The organism is Bradyrhizobium sp. SZCCT0231 (genome assembly GCF_018130245.1).
GTDB lineage: Bacteria > Pseudomonadota > Alphaproteobacteria > Rhizobiales > Xanthobacteraceae > Bradyrhizobium > Bradyrhizobium japonicum_F.
Genome location: NZ_JAFCKP010000018.1, coordinates 93,069 through 107,651, shown reverse-complemented (window position 1 = coordinate 107,651; position 14,583 = coordinate 93,069). Strand labels below are relative to the sequence as shown.

Sequence of the window (14,583 nt, the reverse complement as noted above, 5' to 3'; positions counted from 1 at the left end):
CTTCACCAGCTGATTGTCCACGGTGTCCAGGCTCTCGCTGGTCTCCGTCAAAAACTCCCGCAACAGATCATCCATGAAAACAGGCCTTCATACAGGAAGGGCGCGCACGAGGCGTGATGCGCCATTTCGGAATGGGGCCAGCTTCACCGCAAAGCGTTTAATATTGGTTGAGTATGTGCAAAAGAACGGAACCAACAAAGAGATAAGGCGCTCCGGACAAGCCGAAGCGCCTCGTAAAGATTCGATTAAGAAGCGCGACGCGTATGTTTACGAAGCGCTAACGATGATGGCTTCGCCTTCGGGCGCGAGCGTCACCGTGAGCCCGCAGGACTGCGCGAGCAGCCGCGTATAATAAGGCTGGATTGCATGCGCATCCGCGGCAGGTCCGCGCTCGCCGCTCAAGAGCTCGGAGATGTTCTGCGGCAGGCGCGCATTGTGCCCGGTCGCGGTGATGCGGAAGCTCATCGTCTCGCCCTCGCCGATCGGATCGACCGTCAGCATGCCGCCGCGCGGGATCGTGTGCTGGGCCACGACCAGCATGTTGAGCAGCAGCTTGACGCGATTCTTCGGCAGCAGCAGCCGCGGCAGATTCCAGGTGATCGAGCACTTGCCGTCCTCGATGTGGCCGCGCGCCATGGTCTGGGCATCGCCGAGATCGATCTGGGCGCCGGAGGAGCCGGCTGCGCCGAAGGCGAGGCGGCAGAACTGGAGCCGGGCGGAGGCGGTCTTGGCGCTCTTGCGAATCAGGTCGAGCGCGAACTCGCGATCCTCCGGCTTGGGATCGTCGTCGAGCACTTCGAGCCCGTTGACGATGGCGCCGACGGGGCTGATGAGATCGTGGCAGACCCGCGAGCACAGGAGCGCTGCGAGTTCGAGCATATCGGGAGCAGTAGCGGTCGCGGGCGACGAGGCGTCAGACATATAATGGGGTCCTGGAGGGTTCCTGGAATTGCACGGCGCTGGACGCCGCGAATCACGCATGCTTGACGGATGCTGCGGGTTCTAACATTCGCCAGCCGGTGGCAGCTAGCTTGCGATAGGTTCGAAGCGGCCATAAAGGCTGCGGGCGAATCAACTGAGGGGCGAGAGTTGCCGATGAATGAGGCATGCAGGTGAGGATCATCGACGCCCAGGCCGCATCCGGATTGATGGAGCCGCTCACCGCGCTGGTGGTGAAGGCGGGTGAAGCGATCCTTGCCTTCAACCGCGCCGCCATGCGGATCGACGGCAAGCAGGACGGCTCGCCGGTGACCGAGGCCGACCTTGCCGCCGACCGCATCATCGCCGACGGCCTCGCGCAGCTCGCGGGCGACGTTCCGACGCTGTCGGAAGAGCGGACCCAGCTCGCCGCCCCGCCGTTTCAGGGCAGCTTCTTCCTGATCGACCCGCTCGACGGTACCAAGGAGTTCGTCGCCGGGCGCGACGAGTTCACCGTCAACCTCGCGCTGGTGACGGAAGGCGTGCCGCTGCTCGGCATCGTCAGCGCGCCCGCGCTCGGACTGCTCTGGCGCGGTATCGTCGGCCGCGGCGCCGAGCGGGTGAGGCTCGACGGCGCCAGCATCGGCGCGGCGGAGCCGATCCACACCCGCAAGCTGCCGACGCGAGGGGAGCCCTGGATCGCGGCGGTGAGCCGCTCGCATGGCGATGCCAAAAGCGAGGCGTTCATCGACAACAGGCCCAATGCCGTAAGGATGACGTGTGGCTCGGCCGTGAAATTCGGCCGGATCGCGGAAGGCAGCGCCGACATCTATCCCCGCTTCGGGCCGACCTCGGAATGGGACGTCGGGGCCGGCTGCGCGGTCGTGACTGCGGCTGGCGGCAGGGTGACCGACGGCAGGGGCGGCGAGCTCAGCTTCGGCCAGCGCAGCGCCACGGGCTTCATCATCCCGGAATTCATCGCCTGGGGCGACCCGCAGGCGGTAGGTTGCTACTGACTGAGCTGCTGCTGCAGCGCCGGCCAGCGCTTGCCGACCTCATAGAGGAAGCGCCCGGGATCGACGACGAAGGCGTCGCGATTGGCTTCCCGGCTGAACAAATACAGCCGCTGCGCCACGATCGCGAAGAAATGGGGATTGCCGGCGATGGTGACGCCGCGAGCGATATCGGCGGGGTCATAGCCGCCGAACTGCGGACCATAGATCTCGGGATGGGCCAGGAAGGAAGCCCGGTTGCCCTCGTTGCGGAAGCGCCAGACCGCGCCCCAGAGATTCGCCTCGAACTCCGCGGTCCCCTGCATGGCGGTGCCAGCAACGAAATAAGCGACGGGGTCGAATCCCTCGATGGCAACGCCGGTGAAGCGGTTGACGACGATCCGCTCGGTGGTGGCGGCCCCTGCCGGCAACCCCGAGCATATGATCCAAATGCCCGCCAGCAGGCAGACGCGGCGGGCGATCAAGGCAATTCCGGGGCGCAAAGGGCTATCTTCCTGCCGTTGTGCCGTCATAGTTGCTGCGGATAACATCCGAGTCGAGGGGACATCCGGCGCAACCTAGAGCCGTGCCTGTTGGCGTCAGGTTAAGGAAGCGACCGGATTCGGTACCAGGGGTTCTTTTATGACTTTCGCATCACGCCTTGCTGCGCTCGCGCTTGCCGCGATGATCGGCTGGATCGTGCCGGCCTCCGCCCAGCAGGCGCCGCCGCCGAACCTGCCGCCGCCGCAGCGGACCCCGACGCCCAATACCTATGGGCCGGACGAGCTGGTGACCGCCGGCCACCGCTTCTTCGGCAACGTCTCGCGCGGGCTCGCCTCGATCATCGAGAAGGCGGTCAGCCAATGGGGCCTGCCGAACGGCTACATCCTGGGTGAGGAAGGCTCCGGCGCCTTCGTCGCCGGCCTGCGCTACGGCGAGGGCACGCTCTACACCAAGAACGCCGGCGACTTGCGCGTCTACTGGCAGGGTCCCTCGCTCGGCTTCGACTGGGGCGGCGACGGCGCCCGCACCATGACGCTGGTCTACAACCTGCCCGCCACCAATGCGATCTACCAGCGCTTCGCCGGCATCGACGGCTCGGCCTACATCATCGGCGGCTTCGGCATGACCGCGCTCACCTCCAACAACATCGTGCTGGTGCCGATCCGCTCCGGGCTCGGCCTGCGGCTGGGCGCCAATATCGGCTATCTCAAATACACCCCGCGGGCGACCTGGAACCCGTTCTAGGTCCTCGCCCTCCCATCCGCCGACGGATCAAGGTTAACGACAGAGCGGGGCTGGCTTTTTGCCGGCCCGCCATGGCATTGTCGTTGGTGAATTTTTCCTTAAGCTTGGGAGTTCTGGCCCATGGTCGAACCGATCATGTACCTGGCGATCGGTTTCCTGCTCTCGATGCTGTGCGGGCTCGCGATCGTGCCGCTGGTGCATAACCGCGCGGTGCGCCTGACCACGCGCCGGCTAGAGGCCGCCACCCCGCTGTCGATGGCCGAGATCCAGGCCGACAAGGACCAGCTCCGCGCCGAATTCGCCATGTCGGCGCGGCGGCTCGAGATGAGCGTCGAGCAGCTCAAGAACAAGACCACGAGCCAGCTCGCCGAGCTCGGCAAGAAGAGCGACGCCATCAACCGCATGAAGATCGAGCTTGGCGAGAAGAACGCCACCATCTTCGCGCTGGAGGCGCGCGAGAAGGCGGTGAAGGAGCAGCTCCGCGCCACCGAGGAGGAGTTCACCGCCAAGACCGAGGCCTTGCGCCAGGCCGAGATCGCGCTGGCCGACAAGCAGGCCGAGCTCGCCAAGATCAACTCCGAGCTCTCCGACCGCTCGATGATGGCGGAGACCCGCCAGGTCGAGCTGGTCGCGGTGCGCGCGCAGATCGAGGAATTGAAGAACCGCGTCGGCGATGCCGAGAAGGAATTTGCCGCCACGCAGGCGCGTCTCGCGCAGGAGCGGACCGAATCCGAGACCGCCTCGCGCGAGCTCGGCGAGGCCCGCGGCCGCGTCGAGAATCTGAGCCAGCGCGTCACCGAGCTCGATCGCCAGCTGCTCGTGCAGGTCAAGGAAGCCGAGATGCTGTCGGACCGCGTCGCCGACCTCGAGGGGCGCCTTGCCACGCAAGGCAAGCTGCTCGCCGAGCGCGACTATGAGAACAACCAGCTGCGTCTGGCCAACGAGAGCAATGAGCGCACCGTCAAGGAGCTGCGCGTCGAGATCGCCGCCCTGAGCGGCGGCAAATCGTCGGCGGCCATGGAACAGCTGCGCGCGGAAAAGGCCGCGCTGGAGGAGCAGCTCCGCACCGCACGCGACGAGCGCGCCAAGCTTCAGCGCGACATCAACGCGATCCAGCAGCAGGCGGAGAGTTCCTGGGCCACCGAGCGCATGGAGAACGCGCTTCTGCGCGAGCGCATCAACGACATCGCGGCGGAAGTCGCCAAGCTCGCAATGCAGCTCGAAGGCCCGAACTCGCCGATCGAGGCGCTGCTCGCGGCCGAGGCCGGCCAGCCGCCCAAGCCGGCGCCGCGCCCGGCCAATGACGCCGCCACCAACGGCACGGCCGCTACCGCCCTGCCCGAAGGCGGCGGAACGCTCGCCGAGCGCATCCGCGCGCTCCAGGCCCACGCCTCCCGCGCCCGCCAGCAGGGCGCGTAACCGGCCCAAAATCCGGCCTCCCTTGCGGATCGCGCGGCCTGCCGAAGGTTTTCCGCCCCCGCGCCGCCTGAAAACTTGACACCTTCGGCCGGCACTTCTAAATCGCGGGCTCCGATGTGCCGGCCGGCCGAAAGTCCGGCCGCCTGCATGATGGTCCCGGGCGCATAGCTCAGCGGGAGAGCGTTCCCTTCACACGGGAGAGGTCCAAGGTTCGATCCCTTGTGCGCCCACCATCCATCCCCCCGCCCGCTCCAGTATCGAACGATCCCGGACACCTGACGTCGCCGTCAGCGGCTTGCCGAGAGCGTTCCATCAAAAATGGCAAAACAACCCCATGCACAGTAGACGGCGCCAGCCGGATCAATGGGTTACGTATTTTCCGAAGTCACGTTTGACTTGTCGGGCAAAACAGGGGCAGTATGGCATGGTCGGGAGAGGCGCACGGAGAATCATCGCCTGGAGCGGCCGGACGCATCGATGAGCAGGACGTCGGCTCAAGGAGTGCGAAGCGGCAATCCCTGTTCTGCAACCACACGCACAGGCGGAAACGCAACGCAATCCACGACGTCGAACAGCACGCTCATGCTTCCCTTGAATGACTGCGCGAAGGCGATCGCCTCATCACGCTTTACGTCGGCGATTTGTGTGCCGAGCGTGCAATGAGGTCGCCAGTTTTCCAGCCGATAGTGCAGCCGACAAAAGGCTGGATCGATTGCAGCGCTGATCGAAGCGTGCCATCGGACGAGCGTTTCATCGAATTCCGGCTCCGCCCAGAGCACGAGCGGCGGACCTGCAAACCAACAAATTCGCTTGAACGCGACCAGCAATTGCCCTTCGTCCCCTACTGCGCGGAGCATGGTCTCCCACGCGGTCTTCGCGGTAATCTCGGGCGCATCGTAGATGGCGAATGTAAAATGCGGCCGATAATTGAGAGTCCTCATCGAAGGCTGGTTCTCAAACGCGGCAACTTCATCCCACAAGGCTTCGATCCGCTCTGCGGAGGAATGGTCGGACCGAATGTTGATAGCCAAAGCCATGCGCTTGGTCGCTCCATGAGCCAATGGATTTCCGACTCACCGGTGTCGACAAAACCATGCCTTTTGTGCGCTAGTGAGCCATAAGAACGGGGATATCCGCGTGCTCCATGATATAGCTGGTCGCCCCACCGAATATCATCTGCCGTAGCCGCGTGCGGGTAAAGGCTCCTTTGATCAATAGATCGCAACCGTGTGCTCTGGCGGCATCGAGGACCGCCTCACCAGTTTCGCGCCCGTCCAGCTCAACGCTGATCAAGCTGGCCGCAATGCCATTGTATTGGAGTTGCCGAGCGATCTGACCGGCAGACGGTCCTGGCACCGCTTGGCCGCCGATAACGGTTAGGACCGATACCCTTTCGGCCAGACGAAGCAACGGCATGGCAAATGCGTTTGCTCGAGCTTGCTCCGTGCTCCCGTTCCAGTGGATCATGATGTTTGTTGCGACGCTTCTTCGTGCATTCAACGGCGCCAATAGAACGGGCCTGCCGCTCTCAAACAGCGCGGACTCAATCGCGCGGCGGTGAGGGCCCGCAGCATCAATATCCGACCGCGCCATCACGATCAGATCGAAAGCGCGCCCATAACTTCCGACAAAGTCTTCGCCCTCAGGCGCGTTCTCCAGCCAGCCGAAGCATGGCGGGTTCGATCCCGCGGTGGCTCGAGGAACATCATGCTTCAGCATGAATGCTTCGAAAAAGTTGCGCATGTCGTTCAGTTCGGCTTCGCTCTTCACTTGATACGAATCCAGGAGAATGCCGGTGGCCAATTCGGCGGCCGCATATTGAGGGATGCCGAACCGGAGTGGAAAACCTTCGATATAGGCGCCGGAACGTCGCGCGAGGTCTAAGGCCACAGCGAGCGTGGATGTCATCATCGGAATATTCTGAAGCGGGACCAGGAGCGTCTTCATTTTGAATCCCCGATTTTTCTGACGAAGATTGACGGAGGATGCCTGCTTTCAATTGGGGTAGCGTTAGCAATAGCTTTACCTCGCGAGCCGTTCCGGTTTGCCACCGGCAATGGTTGCAATCACGCGGCCTGCTCAAGCCTCGTATCGATCTCCTGGCGTAGCGCCGCGAAGTCGATTGGTTTGGTCAATAGGTCGGCGGCGCCCTTCTCCAGCGCCTTGCGCTTGGTCTCGGCATCACCGTAGGCCGTGATCATGATGACCGGTACATCGGGGCGGGCCGAGCGCACGATAGGCAGCATCTCCAGTCCGCTCATTCCGGGCATGTTGATGTCGGACAGGATCAGAATCAGGGTGGCGTCCCCAATCACGGCCGCGCGCTGCAATGCCAGGGGCGCCGAGGATACAAACTCCATCAGAAAACGACCGGCGCGCAGATCGCGCCGAAACTGCTGGCGGAACAGCGCCTCGACATCGGGCTCGTCGTCGACCACCATGATATAGACGCTCAACTTCTGCCTCCGCTCTGCAATGGTGCCGCCCGCGTACGCGGCAGCGTAATGATGAACTCGGTATATTCGCCCGGCTCGGTATCGACCTCGATGCTGCCGCCGTGCTGCTTCACGATGATGTCGTGGCAGATTGAAAGCCCAAGGCCAGTTCCTTCGCCGGCCGGCTTGGTCGTGAAGAATGGATTGAATATCTTCTCTCTGACATCGGCCGGGATGCCGGTGCCATTGTCGCGGATGCGGATTTCGACGGCGCCGCCGAGGTCTGTGGTCGTCGCACGCAGCCTTGGCTCGAAGCCGTCGCCGACGGCGTCCCTTTGTTTGCTGGCCGCGTAGAAACCGTTTGAAACCAGATTGAGGAACACCCGGGTGATTTCCTGCGGATACAGCTCGAGCGCTCCCGCAGACGGGTCGAGTTTTCTTTCAAGCGTGATATTGAAGCCGGCTCTTTCAGCGCGGGCTCCGTGATAGGCCAGGTTGAGACTTTCTTCGAGGATGGCGTTGATGTCCGCCGCGCGGCGTTCGCCAGATCCTTCGCGGGAGTGCAGAAGCATGTTCTTGACAATGGAATCGGCGCGCGTTCCGTGCTGCACGATCCTTTCCAGGTTACCTTGCAGCATGTGTATCAGCGCGTCGATGTCCTGCCTTTCCGCCTCGCCCAGGCTGGCTGAGCGCAGCGCTTCGCCGAGCTCGTCGGTGAGTTCGGAGGACAGCGCAGCAAAATTGTTGACGAAATTGAGCGGGTTCTTGATCTCGTGCGCAATGCCGGCGGTGAGTTGCCCGAGCGAGGCAAGTTTCTCGGTCTGGATCAGCCGATCCTGCGTATTTCGCAATTCTTCGAGCGACTGCGACAATTCCATGGTGCGCTCGCGCAGTTCGTTCAGCAGGCGTGCATTCTCGATCGCGATCACGCCCTGGTGTGCGAAGTTGGACACGAGCTCGATCTGCTTGTCCGTGAAGGGTTTAACTTCCTGGCGGAAGATCGTGATGGTGCCAATCAGCTCATCTTCCTTGAGCATGGGCACGATGACGAGGGTCCTTGCGCCGGCAAGGTCGGCGAGCGCGCGAACATTGGGGTTGCCTTCGATATAGGGCGGCTGCGTCCTGATGTCGTCGATATGAACCGTCTGATGAGTTTTCTCGACGGTGCCGAGCCCGCTCGCGGGATGTGGGCGAATGTTCTGGTAGAGTCGGGTATCGACATAAGATTGCGGCGCGTTGTGCAATGCGACCGTGCGAAAGCCGCCCTCCTCGTAGAGATTCATGGTGCCAAAACCGGCGCCGCAAATTCGCGTCGCATTCTCCAGCATCTTGTGGAAGACCGGAGTGAGTGCGCCCGATGAAGCGCTTATGATTTCCAGCACCTCCGACGTTGCCGTCTGCCGCTCCAGCGATTCATTCAATTGCTCGAATAGACGCACATTGCCGATGGCGATAACGGCCTGATCGGCAAAGGTCTGCAGCAAGGTGATCTGCTTGTCGTCGAATGGGCGCACCTCCATACGACGCAGCACGATCGCCCCCATGCTCTCGCCTTCGCGCAAGAGCGGCACACTCAAAACGGTCCGGACGTTGGACCGAAGCGCATATTCGCGTCCTGTCGGGTATTGCTCCCCCTCGGGCCCGAGCAAGTCGTGCACATGAACGGTGCGACGATCAATAATCGCCCGGCCGGTAGGCGATTCGACACTGATCGATCGTCGGCTCCACACCACGGGAACCTGGCCATGGTGCGCCTGGATGACGAGATCGTCGCCATCCCTCAGAACGACCAAAGCATCATATGCCTCGCAAAGCCCGCATGCGCTTTCCACGATCGCCTTGAGCACCGGTCCGACTTCGGTCGGAGAGGAAGCGATGACCCTCAAGATATTGGCGCTGCCGGTCTGGTACGTCAGCGCCTCGGATAGATCTCGCGTCCTGGTTTGCAATTGTTCGAAGAGCCGGACATTCTCGATGGCGATCACCGCCTGGTCGGCAAACGTGGCGACGAGCTCGATCTGCTTTTCGGTGAAGGGCTGCACGCGCTTGCGGGCGATCACGATCGCGCCGATCGGCTCATTCTCGCGCAGGAGTGGAACGCCGAGCGCCGTGCGTTGACCAGCCATGGTGATCGACGCCTGCAGGCCGTATTCGGGATCGGCAGCGACGTCGAGGATTTGCACCGGGCGGCGTTCGAGGACGGCTCGACCCGTGATCGTGCCGCGGCCGGGGGCGATCGGATGAGCCTGCAGAAAGGCGATGTAGTCCTCGGAAAACCCGACCGCTGCTCCGGCCTGATATTCATCGCCCTCGCGGCGCATGATGAATGCCATCTCCGCTTCGCACAGCCGTGCCGCCGAATCGACCAGCGTGTTGAGCACGGTTTGCAGATCGAAGGTCGAGCGGCTGATCACCTTCAGCACATCGGCCGTCGCGGTTTGCTGCTGGAGCGATTCGGCGAGATCGCGCGTCTTCGCCTGAACCTCATCGAACAGCCGCACATTCTCAATCGCGATCACGGCCTGATCGGCGAAAGTGGAGACCAGGTCGATCTGCTTGTCCGTGAACGAGTTCACGGTCTTGCGGCCCAGAAATAGCACGCCGATCGTTTCTCCGGACCGAAGCAGGGGTACGCCCAGAAGGGTGCGGTAACCGGCGGCCCGCTGTTGCTCGGGATAGGCATAGTCGGGATCGACCAGGGCATCCGGGATCTGAACAGCCTTGCCGCACAGCAGGACCCTCCCGACGAGGCTACCGCGTCCAGCATTGAGCCGAACGCCCGCCGAGACCTTGGCCCACTCCGGCGAGAAATTGTACCGAGTTGCGTGATAGTAGGAACCATCGGCGTCCTGCCGGAGGATTGCTGCCATGTCGGCCCCACACAACGACGCCGCCGATTCCGTCAGCGTGTCGAGAACCGTTTGCAAATCGAACGCGGAGCGACTGATGACTTTCAACACATCGGCGGTCGCGGTCTGCTGCTGCAGCGATTCCCGCAAGTCGTCGGTACGCGCCTTCACCTCGTCGAACAGCCGCACGTTTTCTATGGCGATGACGGCTTGGTCGGCGAAGGTCTGCAGAAGTTGCACATGATGCGGAGCGAAGGCCCCCGGCTCGGCTCGCGTTACGCTGATCATGCCGATCACCACGCCGCCGGTCGCGAGCGGAACGAACAACATGCTGCGAAAGCCGCGGGCGCGCGCGATGAACTTGATGTCGTTCGTCAGCGCTTCAGTATCGGGGGTCGGCACCACCTTGCCGGCCTCCGTCCTCGCAAAACTCTCGAAATCGGCGATCGGACGCGGGAACATCTTCTTCAAAGCTTCATCGGCGGCAGAATTCGTCGGCGTGAACGCCGCCAAGTGGGCATTGCCGTCGATGAAGCGGAATACGGTCGTCGAAAAGCCGCCGAGCAAGGCATTTGCGCGCCTCGCGATAGCATCGAATACCGGTTTCACCTCCGTTGGCGAACTGGCGATGATCTTGAGAATGTCCGCGGTGGCGGTCTCGCGATCTTGTGCGGCGCGCAATTCGGCCAGGAGCCGCGCGTTCTCCTGCTGCAAATCCGCCACAACGTCCTGAGGAAGCGCGGCCATGATGAAAATCCACGTCGCCAGCCGGTTCGCGGCCGACGTCAAAATCTAATCAAGAATGCGTCGGGAATTATTCCACCATCAGGTGCTTCCGACCAGACATACCGTGAGTTGATTTTCAATCGACTACGCGTCAATTCGCGTTTCGCGATCGACCGAAGCGGCGAATTCCTCACAATGCCGCTGGAGGCCGATTTGCCTCGGGTCCGCATGGTGCAGGCCCAGGGGGATCGCGGGACCCAAGTGCCGCGAGCGCCGTAGATTGCGTCCCGAAACACCCTAGGAGAATCCCCATGGCGACCATATTCATCACCGGCAGCACCGATGGCCTCGGCCGGGCGGCGGCGCAATCGCTCCTCGATCAGGGGCACCGCGTGGTGCTGCATGCGCGTTCGGCCGATCGTGCCGCAGCGCGCGGCGGGCTCACTTCGCGTGCCCAGGGATTGGTGGTCGGCGATCTCAGGAGCGCGGGGGAGACGCGGAGCATCGCGGACCAGGTCAACGCGATCGGGCGCATGGATGCGATCATCCACAATGCCGGCGTCTACACGCGGCCGAGCCGTGGCACGACGCCGGAAGGCCATGCCGAGACCCCGGCCATCAACACGCTTGCGCCGTACCTGCTCACGGCCCTGATCGAGCGGCCCGGCCGATTGGTGTATCTCAGCAGCGGACTGCACCGCGGCGGCGAGGGTTCGCTCGACGATATTGATTGGAGGAAGCGGGCTTGGGACTCGGCAAAGGCCTATGCCGAGAGCAAGCTGCACGTCGTCGCGCTCGCTTTCGCCCTGGCGCGACGCTGGCCCCAAGTCCTGAGCAATGCCGTCGATCCCGGTTGGGTGCGCACGAAGATGGGCGGCGCGGGCGCCCCGGGCGATATCGACACGGGGCAACGGACCCAGGCCTGGCTGGCAGTAAGCGATGATCCCGCGGCCCTCGTGAGCGGCCGTTACTGGCATCATCTCGAGCAGCAAGAGCCGGCCCGTGAGGCGACCGATCCGAGATTTCAGGACCGGCTCATCGGCAAATTGAGCGAGCTGACGGGCGTCGAGCTGCCGGATGTGTAAAGCACGATGATCGGTCGTCATTGCAAGCTCGCAATGACGGAGCAAGCTTCAGGCGGCCTTCGGCCGCCAGGCCGTGTAGAGACCGATCAGTGTCCCGATGGCGACCAGCGCGGCTGCCAGCAGCACCTGCAATTCGCCATCGTCGGTGGGCCCGATGGACGACACCAGCCTGGTCACGATGACGAACAGAATGCCCACCGCGGCCGCCGCACCCACGCAGAGATAAGCGAGCTCGCGCGTCAGGCTGCGGCCGAGCAGTCCGAGCGCCGTGAAATACATCGCGCAGGCGTTGGGATGAACGAACAAGGCAATGCGCGCATAGCGGCCGTAGGCGTCGAACAAGGACTCGCATCGGCGCAGGGCCGCCTTCGAGGCCACCCGCTGCAGGAACGGCCTGAAGAAGCGAGCCTGTCCATAGCTGAGAACGGCGCCCAGGATGATGGCGAGCCACGCCACGACGAAGACCGAGCCGTCCGCGGCCTTCGGATTCAGCGCCACGGACATCAGGATGAGGGCGGTTCCGGGAAAATAGCCGAAATACGGGAAGACCGCTTCCACCAGCACGCAGGCGAACATGAAGGCCGGAAACCATGCCGACCCGGTCGCGCCATGGACGATGGCGTTCAGGTCAAAGAGGCTCGTCCTGTAAAGAACGAGGTACATGCACATGGCCAGTCCAGCCAGCGCGTAGAACGGCAAGGCTCCCGAAAAAAACCGTCTCATCCAATCATCAAGCTTTGTTTGGCGGAGACGACGGCCTCGCGCTGTTCCGGATCATGCTTTAGGCCAACGGGATTGCTGCTGTCGATGGCGCTCTTTGCCACGCAACTCACCTCGGCTTGCGCACCCCTACGCAATCGACAGAATCTCGATCTCCTGCGCGCCTGAGCCGACGACGTCTCCGACCGCCTTTCCCATCAGCGACCTCGCGACCGGCGAGACGAACGAGATCGAGCCCGCCTTCGGATCGGCCTCGTCCTCGCCGACGATGCGATAGGTCTGCACGCGGCCATCGGTGCGGCGGAAGGTCACGGTGCTGCCGAAGGCGACGATATCGGTCGCGACAGGATCGGGCATCAGCTGCGCCGTGCGCAAGCGTTCGGTGAGATAGCGCACGTCGCGCAGGGGCACGGCCGACTGCCGGCGCTTCTCGTTGACGTCCTCGATGGCTTGCGCGGCTTCATAGGCCGCGCGCGCTTCGGCAAGCTGCGTCTGCAATGCCTTGAAGCCTGCCTCCGTCACGAGGTTCGGATGCGGCGAGATCGGGCGATCCGGCAACAGCGTCTCGGACGCGGTTTCGGCGCTTTCTTCCTTGGTGAAGGCGACGCTCAATTGAAGATCCTGTCGAGCTGTTTCGTTGGCGACGCCGCGTGGCGCCGATGCCTTAGACTATATCTCAAGTTCGACGAAACGGCGGAGCTTGAAGACGAGGTCCGGCACGGCCTGGCGGAACCGGGTTGCGTTCTGGAAACTGGTCGAAAACGGCGCGAAGGTGAGCATCGCGTTCCAGTGCCGGTAACCATAGACCGTGACCGAAACGCCGGAGTTCGGGAAGTTTTCCAGCTTGCGCAGCTCGCCGAGCACGAGATCGGCGATCGCCTCCGCCGGCAGCAGGCGCTTGCCATCCCGCGTGGTCGCGATTTGCGCAGGCGGCTCGACCGGTTTCGTGGCAGCCGGCGCGGTCTCGGCTTTGGCCGCTGGCGAATCGGAGCTGGACTTCTGCTCCACCGCATCCGCCGGCACCATCGATGGAATATCGGCGAGCGGCGGCGGTGCAACACTGTCTGCGCGCTTGTTGCCTCCCAGGATGCTGCTGATCATGGCCACAAGGCCAGCATCCTTCAGCTCGTCACTCATCATTCCCCCCGGCTTCGCCCTACTCTAGCACTGCTCTCGCAGACCGCCACCGCGATGTGGGGCCGGAAGCCGCGCGGCCAAGACCGTATTTTCAAGACCGTATCCACCTCTCGATGGCACCGGCGGCGCGACATCCGAACGTCGCGCCGCCGTGCGATCCGCTACTGCTTGTCGAACGGAATATACTGCTGATACCGCTTCGGCACGGAGCTGCGGTAGCGCGCAGGCACGGTGCCGGTGTCGATCGAATGATCGATCTCCTGCTGCCGGGTCATCTTCTTCTTCGCCGGCTTCTTCGACGCGCTCTTCTTGGTGTCGGTCGGCTGGCTGGAGCTGTCGGTGGTCGCACTTGGCGCTGTCGTCGTCGCGGCCGGCGCAGCGGTCGTCGCGGCAGGCGTGGTAGGCGTGGTGGTTCCTCCGGCGGCGGGCGCGCCCTGCGCCAGAGCGAGCGGCACTTGCGTCATGAGCACCAGCGCTGCCGTCGCGGCCAGCAAATATGATTTCTGCATCAGAACCTCCAAGATTGTCTGATCCGAATGAGGCCAGCCTAGGCCTCCGGCATCGACACGTGCAAGCCTGTCAACAATAGGTCCGATCCCACACCGGAACTGTGGTGGAGATCACATTGCGAACCATCGCCTGCGTCATGATGTGCCTCTCTCGAACGCATCGCGCCATGCCGACACCAACACTGCATGACCGTGCGTCAGACAGGCCACGGGGAACGGCAAGGCATGGCCGTTCCACCCCACGCTCGAAAGGAGACCGAAATGCGTCGCACCATCCTCACGCTTGCATCGTTCGCAACCTTGATCGCCGCGTCGCTGTCGGCGGCGCCGGCTCAGGCCGCAAACGACAGATACTGCCTGCAAGGCCGCAGCTGGGGCTATCCCGGCAATTGCCAGTTCGCCAGCTACCAGCAATGTGCCGCCACGGCTTCCGGCACCTCGGCCTATTGCGGCATCAACCCGCGCTATGCCTACTCGCAGCCGTATTATTACTAACGATGTGACGGCGTGCGCAGCGATAGCGCACGCCGCGCTTCTCTAAAGCG

Annotated in this window: 15 protein-coding genes and 1 tRNA gene; 6 read left to right on the top strand and 10 right to left on the bottom strand. The window is 63.2% G+C overall.

What is annotated here, in order from left to right; genetic code table 11:
• Positions 1-267 precede the first annotated feature (267 nt).
• Positions 268-921 carry a histidine phosphotransferase ChpT gene (gene chpT / locus JQ566_RS29670; protein WP_162500141.1) on the bottom strand — a complete coding sequence of 218 codons (654 nt, stop codon included), beginning with the start codon at positions 919-921 and terminating at the stop codon, positions 268-270.
• A 185-nt stretch (positions 922-1,106) separates the two neighbouring features.
• On the opposite strand from chpT, the gene JQ566_RS29665 reads away from it, so the two are divergent.
• Positions 1,107-1,934 carry a 3'(2'),5'-bisphosphate nucleotidase CysQ family protein gene (locus JQ566_RS29665; RefSeq protein WP_212379011.1) on the top strand — a complete coding sequence of 276 codons (828 nt, stop codon included), beginning with the start codon at positions 1,107-1,109 and terminating at the stop codon, positions 1,932-1,934.
• Here JQ566_RS29665 and JQ566_RS29660 read toward each other — a convergent pair.
• Complete coding sequence (locus JQ566_RS29660) at positions 1,928-2,413, bottom strand: YHS domain-containing (seleno)protein (RefSeq protein ID WP_212379009.1); 486 nt, start codon at positions 2,411-2,413, stop codon at positions 1,928-1,930. The genes JQ566_RS29665 and JQ566_RS29660 overlap by 7 nt on opposite strands.
• A gap of 139 nt (positions 2,414-2,552) precedes the next feature.
• Between JQ566_RS29660 and JQ566_RS29655 the strand changes: the two genes are divergently transcribed.
• From JQ566_RS29655 to JQ566_RS29645, 3 genes are all read left to right on the top strand, one after another.
• Positions 2,553-3,158, top strand: a complete 606-nt coding sequence (locus JQ566_RS29655) for a DUF1134 domain-containing protein (protein ID WP_212379007.1) — start codon at positions 2,553-2,555, stop codon at positions 3,156-3,158.
• A 120-nt stretch (positions 3,159-3,278) separates the two neighbouring features.
• The gene (locus tag JQ566_RS29650; RefSeq protein WP_212379004.1) at positions 3,279-4,577 is read left to right on the top strand and encodes a coiled-coil domain-containing protein; all 1,299 of its coding nucleotides are present in this window, start codon (positions 3,279-3,281) and stop codon (positions 4,575-4,577) included.
• Positions 4,578-4,735: 158 nt separating this feature from the next.
• Positions 4,736-4,810 (top strand) — tRNA-Val (locus tag JQ566_RS29645).
• A gap of 261 nt (positions 4,811-5,071) precedes the next feature.
• Here the strand turns inward: JQ566_RS29645 and JQ566_RS29640 are convergent.
• The 4 genes from JQ566_RS29640 to JQ566_RS29625 all read right to left on the bottom strand — a co-directional run bounded on the left by JQ566_RS29640 (position 5,072) and on the right by JQ566_RS29625 (position 10,608).
• A complete protein-coding gene (locus JQ566_RS29640) occupies positions 5,072-5,614 on the bottom strand; it encodes a 2'-5' RNA ligase family protein (RefSeq protein ID WP_212379002.1) in 543 nt (180 codons plus the stop codon).
• Positions 5,615-5,684: 70 nt separating this feature from the next.
• Entirely contained in the window at positions 5,685-6,524 is an 840-nt protein-coding gene (locus JQ566_RS29635) for a universal stress protein (RefSeq protein ID WP_212379000.1), read from the bottom strand.
• A 119-nt stretch (positions 6,525-6,643) separates the two neighbouring features.
• Complete coding sequence (locus JQ566_RS29630; RefSeq protein WP_212378998.1) at positions 6,644-7,033, bottom strand: response regulator; 390 nt, start codon at positions 7,031-7,033, stop codon at positions 6,644-6,646.
• Entirely contained in the window at positions 7,030-10,608 is a 3,579-nt protein-coding gene (locus JQ566_RS29625; protein ID WP_249139877.1) for a GAF domain-containing protein, read from the bottom strand. Before JQ566_RS29625 ends, JQ566_RS29630 begins: the two co-directional genes overlap by 4 nt.
• 290 nt (positions 10,609-10,898) lie before the next feature.
• On the opposite strand from JQ566_RS29625, the gene JQ566_RS29620 reads away from it, so the two are divergent.
• Complete coding sequence (locus JQ566_RS29620) at positions 10,899-11,672, top strand: SDR family NAD(P)-dependent oxidoreductase (RefSeq protein WP_212378994.1); 774 nt, start codon at positions 10,899-10,901, stop codon at positions 11,670-11,672.
• A gap of 48 nt (positions 11,673-11,720) precedes the next feature.
• Here the strand turns inward: JQ566_RS29620 and JQ566_RS29615 are convergent, their stop codons facing one another.
• From JQ566_RS29615 to JQ566_RS29600, 4 genes are all read right to left on the bottom strand, one after another.
• Positions 11,721-12,395, bottom strand: coding sequence for a hypothetical protein (locus JQ566_RS29615; protein ID WP_212378992.1), 675 nt, complete (start codon positions 12,393-12,395; stop codon positions 11,721-11,723).
• Between the two features lie 126 nt (positions 12,396-12,521).
• On the bottom strand, positions 12,522-13,004 hold the full coding sequence (gene greA, locus JQ566_RS29610; protein WP_212378990.1) for a transcription elongation factor GreA: 483 nt from the start codon (positions 13,002-13,004) through the stop codon (positions 12,522-12,524).
• A gap of 57 nt (positions 13,005-13,061) precedes the next feature.
• Positions 13,062-13,529: a hypothetical protein gene (locus tag JQ566_RS29605; protein ID WP_212379024.1), complete on the bottom strand. Its 468-nt coding sequence runs from the start codon at positions 13,527-13,529 to the stop codon at positions 13,062-13,064.
• Positions 13,530-13,690: 161 nt separating this feature from the next.
• Positions 13,691-14,038 (bottom strand): hypothetical protein, encoded by a 348-nt coding sequence (locus JQ566_RS29600; RefSeq protein ID WP_212378989.1) that lies wholly within the window; start codon positions 14,036-14,038, stop codon positions 13,691-13,693.
• A 261-nt stretch (positions 14,039-14,299) separates the two neighbouring features.
• Here JQ566_RS29600 and JQ566_RS29595 point away from each other — a divergent pair, with 261 nt between their 5' ends.
• The gene (locus JQ566_RS29595) at positions 14,300-14,533 is read left to right on the top strand and encodes a DUF3551 domain-containing protein (protein WP_027576140.1); all 234 of its coding nucleotides are present in this window, start codon (positions 14,300-14,302) and stop codon (positions 14,531-14,533) included.
• The last annotated feature ends 50 nt before the right edge of the window (positions 14,534-14,583 follow it).

What these genes read in the sequence shown, in the direction of transcription:
- chpT (WP_162500141.1), bottom strand. Translation starts at nt 921, where the DNA reads ATGTCTGACGCCTCGTCGCCCGCGACCGCTACTGCTCCCGATATGCTC.
- JQ566_RS29665 (WP_212379011.1), top strand. Translation starts at nt 1,107, where the DNA reads ATGCAGGTGAGGATCATCGACGCCCAGGCCGCATCCGGATTGATGGAG.
- JQ566_RS29655 (WP_212379007.1), top strand. Translation starts at nt 2,553, where the DNA reads ATGACTTTCGCATCACGCCTTGCTGCGCTCGCGCTTGCCGCGATGATC.
- JQ566_RS29650 (WP_212379004.1), top strand. Translation starts at nt 3,279, where the DNA reads ATGGTCGAACCGATCATGTACCTGGCGATCGGTTTCCTGCTCTCGATG.
- JQ566_RS29640 (WP_212379002.1), bottom strand. Translation starts at nt 5,614, where the DNA reads ATGGCTTTGGCTATCAACATTCGGTCCGACCATTCCTCCGCAGAGCGG.
- JQ566_RS29635 (WP_212379000.1), bottom strand. Translation starts at nt 6,524, where the DNA reads ATGAAGACGCTCCTGGTCCCGCTTCAGAATATTCCGATGATGACATCC.
- JQ566_RS29625 (WP_249139877.1), bottom strand. Translation starts at nt 10,608, where the DNA reads ATGGCCGCGCTTCCTCAGGACGTTGTGGCGGATTTGCAGCAGGAGAAC.
- JQ566_RS29620 (WP_212378994.1), top strand. Translation starts at nt 10,899, where the DNA reads ATGGCGACCATATTCATCACCGGCAGCACCGATGGCCTCGGCCGGGCG.
- JQ566_RS29615 (WP_212378992.1), bottom strand. Translation starts at nt 12,395, where the DNA reads ATGAGACGGTTTTTTTCGGGAGCCTTGCCGTTCTACGCGCTGGCTGGA.
- JQ566_RS29605 (WP_212379024.1), bottom strand. Translation starts at nt 13,529, where the DNA reads ATGAGTGACGAGCTGAAGGATGCTGGCCTTGTGGCCATGATCAGCAGC.
- JQ566_RS29600 (WP_212378989.1), bottom strand. Translation starts at nt 14,038, where the DNA reads ATGCAGAAATCATATTTGCTGGCCGCGACGGCAGCGCTGGTGCTCATG.
- JQ566_RS29595 (WP_027576140.1), top strand. Translation starts at nt 14,300, where the DNA reads ATGCGTCGCACCATCCTCACGCTTGCATCGTTCGCAACCTTGATCGCC.